13 protein-coding genes are annotated in these 18,193 nt (G+C 49.5%); 6 read left to right on the top strand and 7 right to left on the bottom strand.

Annotated features, from left to right (window positions below; translation table 11 throughout):
- Positions 1-26: 26 nt before the first annotated feature.
- Complete coding sequence (locus EC843_RS05425) at positions 27-953, bottom strand: LysR family transcriptional regulator (protein ID WP_064545389.1); 927 nt, start codon at positions 951-953, stop codon at positions 27-29.
- Positions 954-1,177: 224 nt separating this feature from the next.
- Between EC843_RS05425 and EC843_RS05420 the strand changes: the two genes are divergently transcribed.
- The 3 genes from EC843_RS05420 (at position 1,178) to EC843_RS05410 (ending at position 5,309) form a co-directional block, all read left to right on the top strand.
- Complete coding sequence (locus EC843_RS05420) at positions 1,178-2,410, top strand: dicarboxylate/amino acid:cation symporter (protein WP_064545391.1); 1,233 nt, start codon at positions 1,178-1,180, stop codon at positions 2,408-2,410.
- A 32-nt stretch (positions 2,411-2,442) separates the two neighbouring features.
- On the top strand, positions 2,443-3,633 hold the full coding sequence (metC, locus tag EC843_RS05415) for a cystathionine beta-lyase (RefSeq protein ID WP_064545393.1): 1,191 nt from the start codon (positions 2,443-2,445) through the stop codon (positions 3,631-3,633).
- 290 nt (positions 3,634-3,923) lie between these two features.
- A complete protein-coding gene (locus EC843_RS05410) occupies positions 3,924-5,309 on the top strand; it encodes an FAD-binding oxidoreductase (protein ID WP_133521835.1) in 1,386 nt (461 codons plus the stop codon).
- Positions 5,310-5,436: 127 nt separating this feature from the next.
- Here the strand turns inward: EC843_RS05410 and EC843_RS05405 are convergent, their stop codons facing one another.
- From EC843_RS05405 to EC843_RS05380, 6 genes are all read right to left on the bottom strand, one after another.
- Positions 5,437-7,449 carry an acyltransferase family protein gene (locus tag EC843_RS05405; protein WP_133521834.1) on the bottom strand — a complete coding sequence of 671 codons (2,013 nt, stop codon included), beginning with the start codon at positions 7,447-7,449 and terminating at the stop codon, positions 5,437-5,439.
- 333 nt (positions 7,450-7,782) lie between these two features.
- Entirely contained in the window at positions 7,783-8,481 is a 699-nt protein-coding gene (locus tag EC843_RS05400) for an RluA family pseudouridine synthase (protein WP_133521833.1), read from the bottom strand.
- 92 nt (positions 8,482-8,573) lie between these two features.
- On the bottom strand, positions 8,574-11,711 hold the full coding sequence (locus EC843_RS05395) for a CusA/CzcA family heavy metal efflux RND transporter (protein ID WP_133521832.1): 3,138 nt from the start codon (positions 11,709-11,711) through the stop codon (positions 8,574-8,576).
- Positions 11,712-11,721: 10 nt separating this feature from the next.
- Entirely contained in the window at positions 11,722-12,972 is a 1,251-nt protein-coding gene (locus EC843_RS05390; protein ID WP_133521831.1) for an efflux RND transporter periplasmic adaptor subunit, read from the bottom strand.
- 85 nt (positions 12,973-13,057) lie between these two features.
- The gene (cusF, locus tag EC843_RS05385; protein ID WP_133521830.1) at positions 13,058-13,402 is read right to left on the bottom strand and encodes a cation efflux system protein CusF; all 345 of its coding nucleotides are present in this window, start codon (positions 13,400-13,402) and stop codon (positions 13,058-13,060) included.
- A gap of 34 nt (positions 13,403-13,436) precedes the next feature.
- Positions 13,437-14,822 (bottom strand): efflux transporter outer membrane subunit, encoded by a 1,386-nt coding sequence (locus EC843_RS05380; protein WP_133521829.1) that lies wholly within the window; start codon positions 14,820-14,822, stop codon positions 13,437-13,439.
- A gap of 182 nt (positions 14,823-15,004) precedes the next feature.
- Between EC843_RS05380 and EC843_RS05375 the strand changes: the two genes are divergently transcribed.
- From EC843_RS05375 to ldtA, 3 genes are all read left to right on the top strand, one after another.
- The gene (locus tag EC843_RS05375) at positions 15,005-15,688 is read left to right on the top strand and encodes a copper/silver response regulator transcription factor (protein ID WP_064545410.1); all 684 of its coding nucleotides are present in this window, start codon (positions 15,005-15,007) and stop codon (positions 15,686-15,688) included.
- Positions 15,678-17,120 carry a Cu(+)/Ag(+) sensor histidine kinase gene (locus EC843_RS05370; protein ID WP_133521828.1) on the top strand — a complete coding sequence of 481 codons (1,443 nt, stop codon included), beginning with the start codon at positions 15,678-15,680 and terminating at the stop codon, positions 17,118-17,120. The genes EC843_RS05375 and EC843_RS05370 overlap by 11 nt, the downstream gene beginning before the upstream one ends.
- A 94-nt stretch (positions 17,121-17,214) precedes the next feature.
- Positions 17,215-18,144 carry a L,D-transpeptidase gene (gene ldtA / locus EC843_RS05365; RefSeq protein WP_166642052.1) on the top strand — a complete coding sequence of 310 codons (930 nt, stop codon included), beginning with the start codon at positions 17,215-17,217 and terminating at the stop codon, positions 18,142-18,144.
- Positions 18,145-18,193: the final 49 nt, after the last annotated feature.

Raw genomic sequence — 18,193 nt, 5'->3', positions numbered from 1 at the left:
GCCTGCCATTTTTTAGGGCGGAGAAATCATCCCGGGATCCAGTTGTCCCATACGGGTAAAGGACCGAGTTCCGCCACCATAAAATCAATAAAGGATCGTACCTTGGGGTTACTGTACTTGCTGGGAAAATACAGCGCATACAGGGCGTGGGTTTCGCAGGTGATGATACTGTCGAGCATCAGCGGGGTGAGTTCTTCTTTTTGAATATGATCACCAATCAGATAGGTGGGTAAATACGCCACGCCCTGATCTTCTAATACCGCCTTCAACAGCACCAGGCTGCTGTTGGCCTGGATTGGCATATTTAGTTTCAACTGGTGCAGGCGATCCTGTTCGTCTGCGACCTTCAGCACCGGCGTGAGGCCAGGGTAAACCAGACAATCATGATCCACCAGGTCGCTACGGCGCTGGGGCATCCCTTTTTTAGCCAGGTATCTGGGCGATGCGCAGTATGCCCAGCGGATTGGCACCAGCTTGCGCATTGCGTAGTTTTGCGGTGGTGCAGTTGAGATGCGCAGCGCGATGTCGAAATCTGTTTCGTTAAGATTGACGAAGTTATCGTTGAGATCGATATACAGATTCACATCCGGAAACTGAGAGCGATATTTATCCACCAGATTCACCAGGCGGGAATAACCGAAAGCGATAGAACAGGTTATCCGTAATTCACCATGTGGGCGGTGATAATAACCGGATGTTATATTCAGAGTTTCATCAAATTCTTGTAGTAATTTATTGGCGCGGTTAAATAAATATTGCCCGGCATCGGTCAAGGTGATACTGCGGGTGGTACGTTTAATTAATGTTGTACCCAGCGTATCCTCCATGGCCGTCAGGCTTTTGCTTACCGCTGAAGGCGATACGTTAAGCTGAGTAGCCGCTTCAGATAATCCTCCGCAATCGATGATTTTGACGAAAAACTCTAAATGCTTCAGTGAAATCGGCGTCCCCATACTTTCCTTTTATTCACAAGTGATTTGCAAAAACGGTACAAATAGGCCGTTACATTCGCATTTTAAACATGTAACTATTGAATCACAGGAAACAACTTGCTGGCAAAATGAAAAAATAGCAACTTAAGTGAGTTACGTCACAAAATATAAGGAGGCGAAAAAGAAAGTCATCAAATTGTGAATTTAATCTCATTTAATATAATTTTAATTAAAAGGTACCGGTTATGTGGTCACGACTTGAACCCTACAGATCTTCTATTATTTTATTAATTGCACTGGTTATTGGTGGGTTGTTAGGTATATACGCCCCAACGTTTGCAAGTACACTCCAGCCAATAGGGCAGATATTTTTAAACCTGTTGTTTATGATTATTGTGCCGCTGGTAGGGATCAGCGTCATGTCTTCTATCGCCAGTATGACCGACCTGAAAAGGCTGGGACGTATTATGGCGATTATCTTCATTGTTTCTATCTCGATGGCCTTTATTCCTGCTGCCGGGATTGTGGCGCTGGCGCTATGGTATAACCCCGCGCAGGGCGTCACTATCGATCTCTCACAATCCGTGCAGGCGGGCAGTGGAAAGATGGATTTTGTCAGTATGATCACCACGAATGACTTTATCGGGTTGTTCTCAAAGTCCAATATTCTGGCGCTGATCGTAATGGCGATTATTGCAGGCGTTGCGATTGGGCAGTCGGAGCAGGCGGGTAAACGTATTGCATTGCTGCTGGAAGATGCCAATACCGTCATCATGAAAATCGTTTCAATCATTATGAAAGTGGCACCGATAGGCCTTGGCTGCTATTTCGCCGCAACGATGGCCAGTCAGGATTCTGCCCTGTTGTTAACCTTTGCCCGTGCGATTGGCCTGTTTATGGTTGCCACGCTGGTCTACTTCATTTTCGGCTCTATTCTCTATTCATACATCGGTGGCGGAATTCCTGCGGTCAGAGCCTTCTGGCGTAATGCGATTGAACCTTCGGCAACTGCGCTGGGCACCTGTTCTTCACTGGGTACGCTACCCGTTACGCTGCGCGCCGGTAAAGCGATGGGGATTAACCCGGAAATCGTTGATGTGTCCATTCCGCTGCTGGTCAATCTCAATAAAGGCGGCGTGGCGATGATTGCCGCGTTGAAAATTGTCTTTATCTATTCCGTGCTGGGAATGGAATTCACCACCGAGACTTTCTTCCTGACAATGCTGATTGCTGTCCTCTCCGCCATTATCGTCGGCGGCGTACCGGGTGGTGCGTTTCTGGGAGAGATCTTTATTGTCACCACGCTAGGACTACCGATGGAAGCGATCCCGATGCTGGTGGTGCTGGGCACGATTACGGATGCACCAGCCACGCTGATTAATGTTATCCACGATTTGAATGCGGCACAGATTGTCGAGCGGTTCGCTGGAAAAAAACAGACCAACGCCGAAATCAGCTCTACTGCCGCTGTTGTATAGGTTTTCACACGGATTAAAGAACAGGAGATGTTATGAAAGACGCAATTAAGCTTGAAACTCAACTGGTCGTCGCCGGACGCGACAAACGTTTTACCCAAGGGGCGGTGAATCCAGTTATCCAGCGCGCTTCTTCGTTGGTGTTCGATACCGTGAAAGATAAAAAGTTTGCTACGGCCAATCGCGCTAACGGTGAACTGTTTTACGGCCGTCGCGGAACCTACACGCACTTTGCCTTTCAGCAGGCAATGAGCGAACTGGAAGGTGGCGTGGGCTGCGCGCTTTATCCGTGCGGTGCAGCAGCGGTAACCAATGCGATTCTGGCATTTGTACAAAGTGGTGACCATATTCTGATGACGGGGGCGGCTTATGAACCAACCCAGGATTTCTGTAATAAGATCCTGAGTAAATTCAACGTTGAAACCACATATTACAATCCACTGATTGGCGCTGGCATTGTTGACCTTCTCCGCCCAGAAACTAAGGTGGTGTTCCTGGAGTCGCCGAGTTCAATCACTATGGAAGTCCAGGACGTACCGGGGATGGTGAAGGCAATCCGCGCGGTGAATCCGGAGATCGTCATCATGATCGATAATACCTGGGCGGCGGGCGTGTTGTTTAAAGCACTGGATTTTGGGGTGGATATTTCCATTCAGGCGGGTACTAAGTACACCATTGGCCATTCAGACGGCATGCTGGGTACGGCTGTCTCTAACGCCCGTTGCTGGGATCGTCTGCGTGAGAACTCCTATCTGATGGGACAAACGCTGGACGCCGACACGGCTTACAACGGTAGCCGTGGATTACGCACGCTGGCGGTGCGTCTTAAACAGCATCAGGAGAGCAGTATTCATATCGCCCGTTGGCTGTCGGCAAGACCGGAAGTCGCTCGGGTGAATCATCCTGCATTACCTGAATGTCCAGGCCATGAATATTTTCAGCGTGACTTTGCTGGTAGCTCGGGTCTGTTCTCGTTTGTACTGAAAAAGAGACTGACTGACGAACAGATGGCTAATTTCCTCGATAACTTCTCATTGTTCCACATGGCCTATTCCTGGGGTGGATTTGAGTCGTTAGTTCTGGCGAATCAGCCGGAGGAGCTGAACAGTATTCGCCCTGCAGGAAATGTCGATTTTAGCGGAACGCTAATCAGAGTGCATATTGGGCTGGAAGATATTGACGACCTGATTGCCGATCTGGAAGCCGGATTCGCACGTATCAGTTAACCTGTTGTAATCAAGGCCGGATGGCGTCGACGCTTATCCGGCTTAATTAATCTTGCAGGCTTTGCTCAGCCATTCATATCAGCCCCTTAGGGGGTTCAAATATTCGCCATCAGGCGCTATCAAAATCAAACCTATTCCATCAAGAAAATCCCGTCTCAGCTAGATGAATAATCCGGTGTTGACTCTGATTCAGGCCAGAGCAAAACACTTCCCAATAAATACCCTCCAAAGCATCAGTGCTCAGGAAATCAACCATAATTAGTAGGGTTATTCAAAGCCAGGAGACAATCATGAAGGAGTTACTAAAGGTCAATATCGACGAGTTCAAAAGCCATTTTCTGGGGGAAGTGATTCTTCCTGACGAGGCTGGCTACGACGAGGTTCGCCAGATCTGGAATGCCATGATCGACCGTAAACCTGCACTGATAGCACGCTGCATCTCACCTGAGGATGTCATGCAGGCCATCGAATTTGGACGAACGCAAAATCTCCTCATTTCAATCCGTGGAGGAGGGCACAACATCGCGGGCAATGCCGTGTGCGACGACGGTTTGATGATCGACCTCTCACTGATGAAGAAAGTGCAAGTGGATCTCTCCACCAGAAGGGCCAGCGTCGAGCCAGGCTGCACCCTGGGCGACTTTGATGAGGTAGTGCAGGCACATGGCCTTGCCACGCCCCTGGGCATCAACTCGACCACAGGTGTGGCCGGCCTGACACTCGGTGGGGGTTTCGGCTGGCTGAGTCGCAAGTACGGTATGACTATAGATAATCTGGTCTCCGCGGAGGTTATCACCGCAGATGGCAGCCAACTTCATGCCAGCGAAACAGAAAATGCGGATCTCTTTTGGGGGCTGCGGGGCGGGGGTGGCAATTTCGGAGTTGTGACTCGCTTCGAATTCCAGCTCCATCCCGTTGGGCCGAACGTGCTGAGTGGGCTTATCGTCTTTCCGTTCTCTCAGGCAAAACTTGTTATCTCGCAGTTCGCCCGGTTCACCGAGACGATGCCGGAAGAGCTCAATGTTTGGATGGTCACGCGTAAGGCGCCTCCACTTCCGTTCTTGCCCGACGACGTTCACGGGAAAGAGATGGTCGCGCTGGCGCTGTGTTATGTGGGCGACCCTAAAGAGGGCGAGAAGCTTATCGAGCCGCTACGTGAGTTCGGCACGGTGCTTGGCGAGCATATCGGAGTACAGCCTTATATCGCCTGGCAGCAGGCATTCGACCCGCTATTGTCGAAGGGGGCGCGCAATTACTGGAAGTCACATAACTTCTCGCAACTCAGTGAGGGCGTTATCGATGCCATCATCGAGTACGCTGCCAGATTGCCATCACCTCAGTGTGAGATTTTCATCGGGACGATTGGAGGCCAGACAGCAAGCGCCGCACCCGATGCTATGGCCTACTCAAGCCGGGATGCCAATTACGTGATGAATGTGCACGGTCGCTGGGAGTCAGCCGCCGAGGATGAACACTGCATCGCCTGGGCGCGCGAATTCTTCGCTAAGTCACAACCGTTTGCCAGCAGCGGTGCGTATATCAATTTCCTCACCCAGGAGGAGAGCGACCGTATCGCTTTTGCTTACGGTGCAACCTACAACCGACTTGTGGAACTCAAGAATAAGTACGACCCGACGAACCTCTTCCGGATGAATCAGAACATCAAACCGGTATGAGACCAGGTATTGCGCCTAACAACAGTATGTAGCCGAGACGCTACGCACACTGTGAATGTCAGAGGTTAGGCGCAGTCACGATGCAGCTCCTATTGCAATGGGATGGGTATCGACTTCATCGGCATATCTATCCATTCCCCGGTGATTTAGTCAGCTCGGTATATTCCTCTGGTTCAAATGCTTGTCGGAACATCGGTATCAATAACTGACTTCCAAACTCACTTAGATGATTATCATCAGAGTAGAGCGGTTGACCACCCTGGTTACCCCAGCAACGACCACTGTGGCAAAGATAAGGTAGAGGGTCGAGAATTTTGACCCCACACTGCATCGCGGCCTCATCTTGCGCATCCCAAATCACCTTTTGACGTTGCTGATATTCTTTCAGTGAAATAGATATATCGCGGGCGGGGTTGCCAAACATAAGCGCTCTGGCCATGGTATTGGGAACATCCATTGCCATCTCAGGGATTGGGCGAACTAAAAATACCCTTTGGCTGTTTTCAATGGCACACATGGTTTTTATTAATTGCGCTGTAAACTGTTTATTTAAATTTGGGTTTGGTCGATCATTTGGGGTGTCAAAGTATCCCATCGGGATATTAAAAAAAGCATCTTTTTCATTTTGCCCAAGGAGAGCAAGAGAACTTCTGTTGGCAATAAAGACCAGTTTGTTTTTGTACTCGTGATTTAGTAATTGAATGGCTTTATCATTAAAAGTTTTACAATCATCATTAATATCTTCCCTTCGTTTAAAATCTAATACAGTCGGGCAACTGGCATAATCCATCTCAATAACAGAGCCGGGTGCAACATCAGCAATAACAGAAGCCACCATACCTGCATGGCTATCACCTAATACAATAGCTGTTAGTTCACCTTCGCCATAACTACATTTCGGCGACTCACTACCATCGCCAGGCGTAAGAAGGCAATCTTGCATACGGGAAGCGTTGTTAAGCTTCGGAGTCATCGCCATTTCAATCGCCGGATTAATACGGTTCTCCAGTTGTTGATAACGAGCCGCCACAGCCAGTAATACGGCACACATCACGGCCGCTCCTAATACCCAATTTTGCTTACCGGGCGATACCGAAGCGAGTACTTTACGGGCCGGGTTTTCTACCAGGAGTAAAGAAGCCTTACCCAGTAACACACTCAATATTATTCCCGCCACAATCCAGCCAGGATGGTACTGCTTGCTGGCATAGGTCAACGCGACCACTAAGGGCCAATGCCAAAGGTAAATAGAGTAAGAACTGGCGCCGATTTGGCGGGCGATGATATTGGATGTAAAAATAGACTGCTGGCGATTAGCAATTAAAACTAACATCGCACCCATTACTGGCACCATGGCATAAACACCGGGCCAGGGTCGGGAAGAATCAAATAATGTCACCGACAGCGCAATTAATATAAAACCGATAAACTCTAACACGCGGGCAAGTTGCTGCGGCATGGAATGTTGGCGAGTTAGCCACCACACCAAACTACCGGCTAACATTTCCCAGGCGCGCGTGGGTAATAAATAGAATGCGCTCCCGGGTAACCGTGGGCTGGCGTAAAACGAGAGCGCCAGCGACAACACTCCTGCGGCAATCAGCGCAAACTTAACTCCACGACGACCAAACCAACGCCAAATTAATATGCAGCCCAGTGGCAGCAAAATATAAAATTGCCACTCCAGCGAGAGTGACCAGGTGTGTAGCAACCAATTTTCGTGGGAAGCAATATCGAAATAACCCGCTTCACGCCAGAACTTTAGATTGGAGACAAAGGTTAACGCCGTTACAGCATTGGCCGCCAGTACGCGATAATCTGCCGTGGGCAACCATAACCAGCCAATAATGAGCAACACCACGCATAACACTATTAAAGCCGGAATAATCCGTCGGGCTCGCGCCAGATAAAAAGCCCACAGTGAAAACTTACTGAGTTCCAGCCCGTTTATGATGATGGCCGTCATCAAGAATCCAGAGATGACAAAAAATACATCAACCCCGGCAAAACCGCCGCCAAATCCAGGTATACCAAAGTGATAAAATACGACTGCTAATACTGACCAGGCTCGCAGCCCATTGACATCATGGCGAAATGCTTTAGGTGTTAGCGAGGCAGGACGGGACAAATTAATAACCATAAGTTACCAGATTCCAGTATATCGCGATAATGCAGCCAACCTGCATCGTGACAAATCAATCCCGACAAGCGCACAAAATACACTTGGGGTGAATATAATTTCATCTCTGACATAACTACCAGGAAACGTGTGCTGAACGACACAAATTTATCCGGGGAATGATTTGTCGGAATGATCAAGCAGACAGTTCTTAATCATTCAGTGAAGCATAATACTTTTTCTGCGCTTTTGCTGGCGGATATATTCAGCGAGTAAATAAAACGATGAAATCATCTATTTCATCAATCAAACCATACGAAAAGTTCTGCTGCGCTATACCATCAGCTTTCCCTTTTAGAACGGGCTGGCGTGATGGGCTTTGATCAACTCCCCGCTAATGGGATGAACAAAATGCAGCTCACTGGCGTGCAGCATTAGCCGAGGTGTTTGTTCTGTGCCTGGCAGCAGGCGGCCACCATACAGGTCGCAACCCAAAATAGGGTGGCCCAATTGCTGGCAGTGGATGCGGAGTTGATGAGTACGCCCGGTTTCGGGGGTGAGCTGTACCCGCGTCAACGGCAGTAACGTCCCGTCTGCCAGTTCATGATAAAAGCGCTCAACGACCTGATAGAAAGAGCGAGCTGGCTTGCCGTGGATTGCGCAAATTGACATCAGCGGGAACAGCGCCGGGTCTTTGGCAATCGCTGCGTCTATCATTCCTTCGTTGTGCTCCACATGCCCACACAGCAGCGCACTGTAAACTTTGGTCACTGTGCGCTGGCTGAATTGTTGGCAGAGGGCGGCATTTATCGCTTTATTGCGGGCAATCACCATCAGCCCTGAAGTTCCGAAATCCAGGCGGTGTACCAGGGTGCAGCCTGCGAATATCTGTACCAGCCGATGATGCACCGAATCGAGATTTTGCGGATTTTTCCCCGACAGACTGAGCAGCCCGCTGGGTTTATTGATAATGACCAGGTGATCGTCCTGATAGAGATTTTCGATCGTGTCATGGCACGGCGGGGCAATAAAGGTATCGATAATCGTAGACATCAGGCTACCCGGATGAAGAGTGGGTGCGGATGATAACCAATTTTAAACTGACTGGCGAATTTGGCTCCCGGAGCCGGGAGCCGTTTAGTCAGTTAGTTTTTGTGTCGGCGTAGCCAGATTAATTTGTAGGCCGCCGGAATGATAAACATCGATAACAACGGTGCGGTAATCATCCCGCCGATCATTGGCGCCGCAATTCGGCTCATCACTTCGGACCCCGCTCCGGTTCCCCACAAAATAGGTAACAGGCCAGCAATAATCACTGCCACCGTCATCGCTTTTGGCCGGACGCGCAACACCGCACCGTGGTAAAGCGCATCATCAAGCCCTTCGCTGGTGAACGTTTCCGGGCGCGCGAGTTGCGGATTCGCTTCAATAGCCTGGCGCAAGTACATCAGCATCACCACGCCAAACTCCGCGGAAACCCCAGCGAGGGCGATAAAACCGGTACCAGTGGCGACTGACATATGGAACCCCTGCCAGTACAGGAACCAAATACCGCCCACTAAAGCGAACGGCAGGCTCATCAGAATCAGTAACGCTTCATCAAAGCGGCGGAAGGCCAGATACAACAACACAAAGATAATCACGAGGGTCATTGGCACCATCAGTTTCAGTTTCTTGTTGGCGTGTTCCAGTAATTCAAACTGCCCGGAATACGACACGCTGGTGCCCGGTTTAAGTTTCACCTTTTCATCAATTACCTTTTTCAGATCGTCGACAATCGACACCATGTCACGCCCACGCGCATCAATGTAAATCCAGTTGGTCGGGCGCGCGTTCTCGGTTTTGAGCATCGACGGGCCAGAGAGGACGCTGACGTCGGCCACATCACCGAGCGTGATTTGCTGTTTCATTGGCGTGAGGATTGGCAATTTTTTCAGCGTTTCCGGGCTATCGCGCAAGCCTTGCGGGTAACGAATGTTGATTGGATAGCGTGCCACACCTTCCACCGTTTCACCCACCGTGGCACCGCCGATGGCAGAGGAGATAAACAGCTGAACGTCGCCCACGGTCATACCATAGCGTGAAGCTTTTTCGCGGTTGATTTTCACATCAATATAGCGCCCACCTTCCAGGCGGTCGGCCAGTGCCGAAGTCACACCAGGAACCGTTCTGGCGACTACTTCAATACGCCGTGCAGTTTCATCCAGGTCGGTAAGATCGGTGCCGGAGACTTTGATACCGATCGGGCTTTTGATGCCGGTAGACAACATATCAATGCGGTTGCGAATCGGCTGAACCCAGAGATTCGCCAGCCCCGGTAAGCGCACCGTGGCATCCAGCTCTTCAATGATTTTGTCGACGGTCATCCCTGGTCGCCACTGATCTTGCGGCTTCAGTTGAATGGTGGTTTCCACCATTTCCAGCGGGGCGGAATCGGTCGCCGTTTCTGCTTTGCCAGACTTACCAAACACCGAAGCCACTTCCGGTACTGTTTTGATCAGTTTGTCGGTGGTTTGCAGGATTTGCGCCGCCTGGCCAGGAGAGACACCGGGCAGCGTTGAGGGCATATACAGTAAATCGCCTTCGTTAATTTTCGGCAGGAATTCACCGCCTACTTTGCTGAGCGGCCATATCACGGTGATTATTGATAACACCGCCACCAGCAGCGTTAATTTTGGCCATTGCAGGACTTTGAGCAAAAACGGGTGATACATCTTTATCAGCATGCGGTTCAGTGGATTACTGTTTTCCGCAGGGATTTTCCCTCTGATCCAAAAACCCATCAGAATAGGAATGACCATAATCGCCAGCAATGCGGAACCGGCCATCGCATAGGTTTTGGTAAAGGCCAGAGGCCCGAATAAACGTCCTTCTTGCCCTTCCAGAGTAAAAATCGGAATGAACGACAGTGTGATGATCAGCAGGCTGATAAACAGGGCAGGGCCAACTTCAACGGAGGCATCGGTAATCACTTTCCAGCGCGTTTCGTTATCAATACTTTTCCCCGCGTGGTTATGCCCCCAGTCCTCAAGCCGTTTATGCGCGTTTTCTATCATCACAATGGCGGCGTCCACCATCGCCCCCACCGCAATCGCAATGCCGCCCAGCGACATCATGTTGGCGTTCAGCCCCTGGAAGTGCATGATGATAAAGGCAATACACAGCCCGAGCGGGAGCGAAATAATAGCGACCAGCGCGGAACGCAAGTGCCAGAGGAACAGGGCACAGACCACGGCGACAACAATAAATTCTTCCAGCAATTTATGGCTGAGGTTTTCAATTGAACGGTCAATCAACTGGCTACGGTCATATGTCGTCACCACTTCTACGCCTTCCGGCAGGCTTTTTTTCAGCACCTCAAGTTTGTCTTTAACCGCGGCAATAACATCGCGCGCATTCTTTCCGGAGCGCAACAGCACCACGCCTCCGGCAACTTCTCCCTGACCATTAAGCTCGGCAATGCCACGGCGCATTTCTGGCCCAATCTGCACGCGCGCCACATCCCTTAAATAAACCGGCACGCCGTTTTCGGCGGTTTTCAGCACGATATTATTGAAGTCATCAATATTTTGCAGATAACCACTGGCACGAACCATGTACTCCGCTTCGGACATCTCAACGGACGAACCGCCGGCTTCCTGATTAGAAGAGCCAAGCGCATTTTTCACCTCGCCCAGCGTCACGCCATATTGCGCCAGCTTCATTGGGTTGATCTGGATTTGGTACTGCTTAACCACGCCGCCCACCGAGGCCACTTCCGCGACATTAGGAATGGTTTTTAACTCATATTTCAGGAACCAGTCCTGAAGTGAACGTAATTCGGCGAGATCATGTTTACCGCTGCGGTCAACCAGCGCGTACTCAAACACCCAGCCCACGCCGGTCGCATCAGGGCCAATCTCGGTGTTAACGCCCGCAGGCAACTTAGCCTGCACCTGGTTGAGGTACTCCATGACCCGCGAACGCGCCCAGTACAGATCGGTGCCATCTTCGAAAATCACGTAGACGTATGAGTCACCAAACTGCGAGAAACCGCGCACCGTTTTGGCGCCAGGCACTGAAAGCATGGTGGTGGTCAGCGGGTAAGTCACCTGGTTTTCAACAATCTCAGGCGCCTGTCCTGGGTAGCTGGTCTTAATAATCACCTGAACGTCCGAGAGGTCAGGTAAGGCGTCTACCGGCGTGTTGATAATGGTCCAGGTTCCCCAAATGCTCAGGAACAGGGCCGCCATCATTATCAGAAAGCGGTTAGCCACAGAGCGCCTGATAATCCATTCAATCATCTTCGTCTCCTTACTTTTCTGGATGCGCGTTGGCGGAAGCATTGCTCTGACGCATACGATCCAGCGCTCCGCTAATATTGGCTTCCGAGTCAATCAGGAACAGACCACCGACAACAACGGATTCACCTTCACTCAGGCCCGATTCAATCCCCGTCTGGTTTTGGGATTCATGCAGTACTTTGATTTGCTTCGGCACAAACTGGCCTGCATGATCAACGGTAATCACCCGTTGTTCACGGCCATTGTCGATAACCGCCTGAGAAGGGATCAGCAACATTTCCGGGCTTTGGGTATTGAGCTTCAGGTAGGCGTTCATACCGGGTTTCAGTTGTTCATCTTTATTATCGACTTGCAGGCGCACTTGAAGGGTTCGCGTAGCCGGGTCGAGGCTCGGCAGGATTAACCATTTTTCGATGGTGAAAGTTTTGCCAGGGTAAGCCGGGACAGAAATCTCAAACTGGGAGGACTCTTTGAGCAGATACACGATAGATTCGGGGACGGCGGCGCTAATCCACACCGGGTCCATGCCCTGAATCTGGGCAACCACTTTATCTTTTGAAATGTTCATCCCGGTTCTCAGATCAAACGCGGTGATCACGCCATCAATCGGCGCTTTAATCGTGAAGCGGGTCTGAATAGAACGCGTGCTGCGTAAGCGCTGAATATCTTCTTCAGACATCCCCGCCAGACGAAGACGTTCGAGCACACCTTTGAGTTGTGTCGCGGAGCCACCGGTTTCAGACAGTAATAGATATTCGCTCTGCGCCTCGACCCATTCAGGGATCGTAATATCCACCAGCGGGGTGCCTTTTTTTACTTTATCGCCAATCGTCAGCGGATAAACTTTTTCAATAAACCCCTCTGAACGCGCTTGTACAATAACAAACTGGTATTCGTTAAAACTGACATTGGCGGGAATCGTCTGGGAATAGGTCAAGCGCCCCATTTGGACTTTTTCAGTTTTCAGCCCCAGATTTTGCACTTGTGCCGGATTGATACGAATGCCCTGATTATTTTCGCTGCTACCTTCATCGGCATATTTCGGCACCAGATCCATATCCATAAAGGGCGACTTCCCGGGCTTATCAAACCTGGTATCGGGTTTCATTGGGTCATACCAAAAAAGCACCTTACGCTCGGTCGATTGCGTGGCCATTTTAGGGACAGAAGCAAAATAGCGGTAAGCAGCAACGGATATTATCCCTCCGACGATCAGACTGCTGATAATAAGCGCAGTATTTTTTATTTTTAAAGAAGCCATATTTCTTCCTGATAAATAAAATGGCAAGCGGGATTTGTAGGGTGGATAAGCGATAGCGTCATCCACCATTTTGAAGTGAACCTCACTAATTAGCCTTAATTTCCTGAAGCAGAGAAGTATTACCTTGCTGAATAAAACTAAAATTTACATTATTCCCAGCTTTCAGTGATTTAATATTGGCGTCTAATTCGCTGAAGGTAAATCGCATGGTCATTGCTGGCCAACTGACTGCCGGAATAGCCTCATGTGCAATCGTAATTTTCTTGTTTTTAGTATCAATATCTTTGATGACACCCTTGGCCGTAATCACTTGCTGTTGTGCGGCGGTAAGGGTGGCAACCGCATCGCTTTGGGGCGATTCTGCTGCCTGAACTCCGGCAACCATAGCAACTGAGAAAATGCCAAATAAAGCAATTTTAATTGAACGCATATTAATGATTCCTCTGATATCAAAACGAAAATAATTATTGAGTCCAGCCGCCACCCAGAGCCGTAAACAAGGTGATTTCATTAACTTGTTGAGAATATCTCAGGTCGAGTAATGATTGCTGTGTTGAAAATAGTGAACGCTCTGCATCGAGTACCTCGATATAACTCACGGCACCGCTGGAATATAACCCTTTGGCACGTTGTAGCGTGATTTGCAGTGAGGCAAGATAACGTTGCTGTGCCGTAATTTGTTGGCTGATGGTTTCACGCAGCGCAAGAGCATCAGCAACTTCTTTAAAAGCGGTCTGAATTTTTTGCTCGTAATTGACAACAGACTGCTGCTGGCGAATTTTTGCCAGTTCAAGGTTGGCACTATTACGCCCGGCATTGAAAATAGGAATTTCAATTTTCGGGACGAAATTCCACATCCCACTGGCAGGATTAAACAGGCTTGAAAGCTCGGTACTGCTGCCTGAAACCCCACCCGTCAATGAAATAGAAGGGAAGAATGCGGCCCTGGCGGCACCAATATCGGCATCGGAGGCTTTTAACAGATGTTCGGCTTCCAGAATATCGGGCCTTTGCAGCAAGATCTCAGAAGATAAATTCGGCGGAAGCTGTACCGGATTAATATCTTTGTCGCTGTGGATTTGGTCATCAGGTTGAGCGGTATAAGTTCCCAGTACCAGTTGCAGTGCATTGTTCGCTTGTGCCAGTTCACCTTCTCTTTTGGCGATTTCTGCACGGGTACTTTCAATCAAGCCACGAGATTGTTCTAACGCCAGTAAGTTAGTACTGCCGGTGATAAGCTGTTTTTCCACAAAGGCATAAGATTGCTGGTAATTCTGGAGTGTTTCTCGGGCAATATTCAATTGCTCAGCCGCCAGTCGCTGGTTGAAATAGCTCTGCGAAACATTAGAAATCAGCAGAATATGCACTGCCCGCTGTGCTTCCTCACTTGCAAAGAATTTTTGCCGGTCGGCATCACTCATGTTTTTCAGTTTGCCGAAGAAATCCAGTTCAAAGCTAAGGGCCATACCTGCTTCATATTTTTGGTCAGTGGAACTGTCACTTTTTAACCCGCCACTGTAGGTAGTTTCTGCCGAGGCGTTGAGCTGCGGGTATCTGTCGGCGTCCGTGACATTGTATTGCGCACGGGCTTCCTGAACTTTTAACGCCGCCATCCGCAGATCTCGGTTGTTTTGCAGTGCGGTATCGATAAGCCTGATGGCCTGCGGATCGGCAAAGAAGTTACGCCAGCCGGTGTCCTGATAACCGGCCGTTGCCGGAACCAGTGCATTTTTCGAGAGTGAGAAACGCTGCGGGACTGGCGTTTCAGGGCGCTGATAATCGGGTGCCAGCGAAATACACCCTGTCAGAATGAATAACGTACTCAGTGTTAAAAGCTTAAGTTTGAACATGTCACTTCTCGTCCCTGCAAGCCGGTTACATCAGGCTGATAAATTCTGCAGACACTTTACGGGAGCGACTCTGTTGGGTGAGTGACAGGATAATGACAAAGCTGTCATTTTGCGCTTATCTCATTGATCTCGCCCTGTTGCCCACTAGAATGGCACCACCACACTGAAAGGGAGGAGAGGTTGTGAAAATATTAGTCGTCGAAGATGAGGCCAAAACCGGTGAATATCTGTGCAAAGGTTTGAAAGAGGCCGGTTTCGTCGTTGATCTCGCAGACAATGGTTTGACGGGTTACCATCTGGCGATGACCGGTGATTACGACCTGGTGGTACTGGATATCATGCTTCCTGACGTGAATGGCTGGGAAATCGTCCGCATGCTGCGGGCCGCGAAGAAAGGGATGCCGGTCCTGCTGCTTAGCGCCTTAGGCACCATTGAGCATCGTGTGAAAGGTCTTGAGCTGGGCGCGGATGACTACCTGGTAAAACCTTTTGCTTTTGCAGAGTTGTTGGCTCGCGTCAGGACGCTGTTACGCCGTGGCTCGACAGTAATCGCCGAAAGCCAGTTTCAGGTGGCCGACCTGACACTTTTTTTGGTTTCCAGGAAAGTGACCCGTGGCGCAAGCCGTATCACGCTGACCAGCAAAGAATTCACACTACTGGAGTTCTTTCTGCGCCACCAGGGCGAAGTCTTGCCGCGCTCTCTTATCGCCTCCCAGGTTTGGGACATGAATTTTGACAGTGATACCAATGCCATTGATGTTGCGGTGAAGCGGTTACGCGCCAAAATTGATAACGATTTTGAACCTAAATTAATCCAGACCGTTCGCGGTGTCGGGTATGTTCTTGAGGTGCCTGATGAAGATTAGCGCGAAACGTCGACCTTTATCTCTGGCAGTCAGGTTGACCTTATTTATTAGTCTTTCGACTATTCTCGCTTTTCTGATCTTTACCTGGGTGATGATAAATTCAGTAGAACAACATTTTTCTGAGCGGGATGTTTATGATCTGAAACAAATCAGTTCAGTGCTGGAAAATATCATCAAAGAACCGAAAAAAAGTGAAGCGCAGAAAATAGAAAAGCTCAGTGACATCCTGACCAGTTACCAGAATATTACGGCTTTGCTTCGTGACGGGAATAATAATATTCTTTATCATTCGTCTAAAGGTGCCGACCTGAGTGCTATTCTTCCCTCACAATATCCGGGTGCAGGAAAGGTACTATTGTGGTCCGGGAAAATGAGTGAAAATGAAAAACACTCTACTATGGCGAATAAAAACACCATTTACCGAATTATAGAAACACCCATTAAAACATCTGAAAATACCCATGAGGCGCCTTATATTTTATTGACGGCAATGTCCTTTGACTACCACCAGCATTACATTGATACGCTAAAGGTGGACCTTATTTATATTGCCCTGGCAATCAGTGTTTTGATTGTTCTCATTGTTTTATTTGCAGTTTATAAAGGGCACCAGCCATTAAGAAATGTCAGCATGAAAATAAAAGACATTTCTTCTGAGAACTTAGATGTCAGACTGGAGCCAGACCGGGTGCCGATTGAGCTTGAACAACTGGTTATTTCTTTTAATCATATGCTTGAACGGATAGAAGATGTGTTTATCCGCCAGGCTAATTTTTCTGCGGACATCGCCCATGAAATACGCACGCCGATTACCAACCTGGTGACGCAGACGGAAATTTTATTAAGCCAATCAAGAAGTAATGATGAGTTGAAAGAGGTTCTTTACTCTAACCTCGAAGAATATAATCGCATGGCGAAGATGACCAGCGACATGCTCTTCCTGGCTCAGGCGGATAATAACCAACTCATTCCTGAACAAGTGACGCTCGACCTCAGGGATGAAACCAGCAAAGTCTTCGAGTTTTTTGATGCCTGGGCTGAGGAGCGCGGCGTCCGCCTTGCTATTAACGGCGATGCTTCCAGAGTCAAAGGTGACCCACTGATGCTGCGCCGGGTGATTAATAATCTTGTCTCCAATGCGATTCGCTATACTCCCGGCAACATGACCGTCACCGCGCATATTAATGAACGCGAAAGATGGGTTGACCTGATTATTGAAAACCCAGGAACACCTATACCTGAAGAGCATCTCAACCGATTGTTTGATCGCTTTTATCGCGTTGACCCGTCAAGGCAAAGAAAAAGTGAGGGCAGTGGGATTGGCCTGGCCATTGTAAAATCTATTATTACCGTCCACCAGGGTAAAATTAGCGTGGCTTCAGATGCGGTTTCAACTCGTTTTACCATCTCACTGCCCAAATTTTCCGACTGACTCCCGCTTATTATTTTGTAAGACTTTCCTCACAAAAAACTCAACGGAGGGTTATATTTAGCTTATCTATATCATGTTTGAGAACAGGGAAATGATGATTCGATTATCCTGGCTGGCTCTGGTGCTTGCCTCCGTTAGCAGTAGCGCTCTGGCAGTCAGCTATCCGCTACCACCCGAGGGTAGCCGCCTGGTCGGTGCGCCGTTAACCATTAGCGTTCCGCAAGGGAATACCCAGCCGCTGGAGTATTATGCCGCGCAGTACGGGCAAGGTTTCAGCAATATGCTGGAAGCCAACCCAGGTGTCGATCCGTTCCTGCCAAAAGCGGGTATCCAGTTGATCATTCCACAGCAGGTGATTTTGCCGGACACCGTACGCCAGGGCATTGTGATTAACGTCGCCGAAATGCGGCTTTACTACTACCCACCGGAGAGCAACACGGTAGAAATCCTACCTATTGGTATTGGCCAGGCTGGGCGCGAAACGCCGCGTAACTGGGTGACGAGGGTGGAGCGTAAGCAAGAAGCTCCGGGCTGGACACCAACGGCGAATACCCGGCGCGAGTACGCGAAAGAGGGTAAAACCTTGCCAGCCTACGTGCCACCAGGTGAGGAAAACCCGATGGGGCTTTACGCGATTTACATCGGCAAGCTGTACGCTATCCACGGCACTAACGCCAACTTTGGTATTGGCCTGCGCGTCAGCCAGGGGTGCATCCGTCTGCGTAAAGACGACATAAAATATTTGTTCGATAACGTGCCGGTGGGGACGCGCGTGCAGTTTATTGACCAGCCGGTGAAAGCAACCGTCGAGCCAGACGGGCGGCGTTGGCTGGAAGTGCATGAGCCATTGTCCCGCAACCGTGCGGAGTTTGAATCTGACAATAAAGTCCCACTGCCTATCACCCCAGCACTGCGCAATATGACTGAAGGTTACGGTGTGGATGCCGTCATGGTGAGTGCCGCGTTAACCCGCCGTTCCGGGATGCCGGTGCCGATTAGCATGGTATCCGGAAAAACCGGGTAGTTTTAAATACTGGGATAAGGGCAGGCGCGGGAATTCGAGACGCGAAAAG

Origin of the sequence: Buttiauxella sp. JUb87 (genome assembly GCF_004361975.1) — a bacterium.
In the GTDB taxonomy this organism is placed as follows: domain Bacteria; phylum Pseudomonadota; class Gammaproteobacteria; order Enterobacterales; family Enterobacteriaceae; genus Buttiauxella; species Buttiauxella ferragutiae.
Note: the sequence above shows the minus strand (reverse complement) of the source record. Positions and strands in the feature narration are given on the sequence as shown.

What these genes read in the sequence shown, in the direction of transcription:
- EC843_RS05425 (WP_064545389.1), bottom strand. Translation starts at nt 953, where the DNA reads ATGGGGACGCCGATTTCACTGAAGCATTTAGAGTTTTTCGTCAAAATC.
- EC843_RS05420 (WP_064545391.1), top strand. Translation starts at nt 1,178, where the DNA reads ATGTGGTCACGACTTGAACCCTACAGATCTTCTATTATTTTATTAATT.
- metC (WP_064545393.1), top strand. Translation starts at nt 2,443, where the DNA reads ATGAAAGACGCAATTAAGCTTGAAACTCAACTGGTCGTCGCCGGACGC.
- EC843_RS05410 (WP_133521835.1), top strand. Translation starts at nt 3,924, where the DNA reads ATGAAGGAGTTACTAAAGGTCAATATCGACGAGTTCAAAAGCCATTTT.
- EC843_RS05405 (WP_133521834.1), bottom strand. Translation starts at nt 7,449, where the DNA reads ATGGTTATTAATTTGTCCCGTCCTGCCTCGCTAACACCTAAAGCATTT.
- EC843_RS05400 (WP_133521833.1), bottom strand. Translation starts at nt 8,481, where the DNA reads ATGTCTACGATTATCGATACCTTTATTGCCCCGCCGTGCCATGACACG.
- EC843_RS05395 (WP_133521832.1), bottom strand. Translation starts at nt 11,711, where the DNA reads ATGATTGAATGGATTATCAGGCGCTCTGTGGCTAACCGCTTTCTGATA.
- EC843_RS05390 (WP_133521831.1), bottom strand. Translation starts at nt 12,972, where the DNA reads ATGGCTTCTTTAAAAATAAAAAATACTGCGCTTATTATCAGCAGTCTG.
- cusF (WP_133521830.1), bottom strand. Translation starts at nt 13,402, where the DNA reads ATGCGTTCAATTAAAATTGCTTTATTTGGCATTTTCTCAGTTGCTATG.
- EC843_RS05380 (WP_133521829.1), bottom strand. Translation starts at nt 14,822, where the DNA reads ATGTTCAAACTTAAGCTTTTAACACTGAGTACGTTATTCATTCTGACA.
- EC843_RS05370 (WP_133521828.1), top strand. Translation starts at nt 15,678, where the DNA reads ATGAAGATTAGCGCGAAACGTCGACCTTTATCTCTGGCAGTCAGGTTG.
- ldtA (WP_166642052.1), top strand. Translation starts at nt 17,215, where the DNA reads ATGATTCGATTATCCTGGCTGGCTCTGGTGCTTGCCTCCGTTAGCAGT.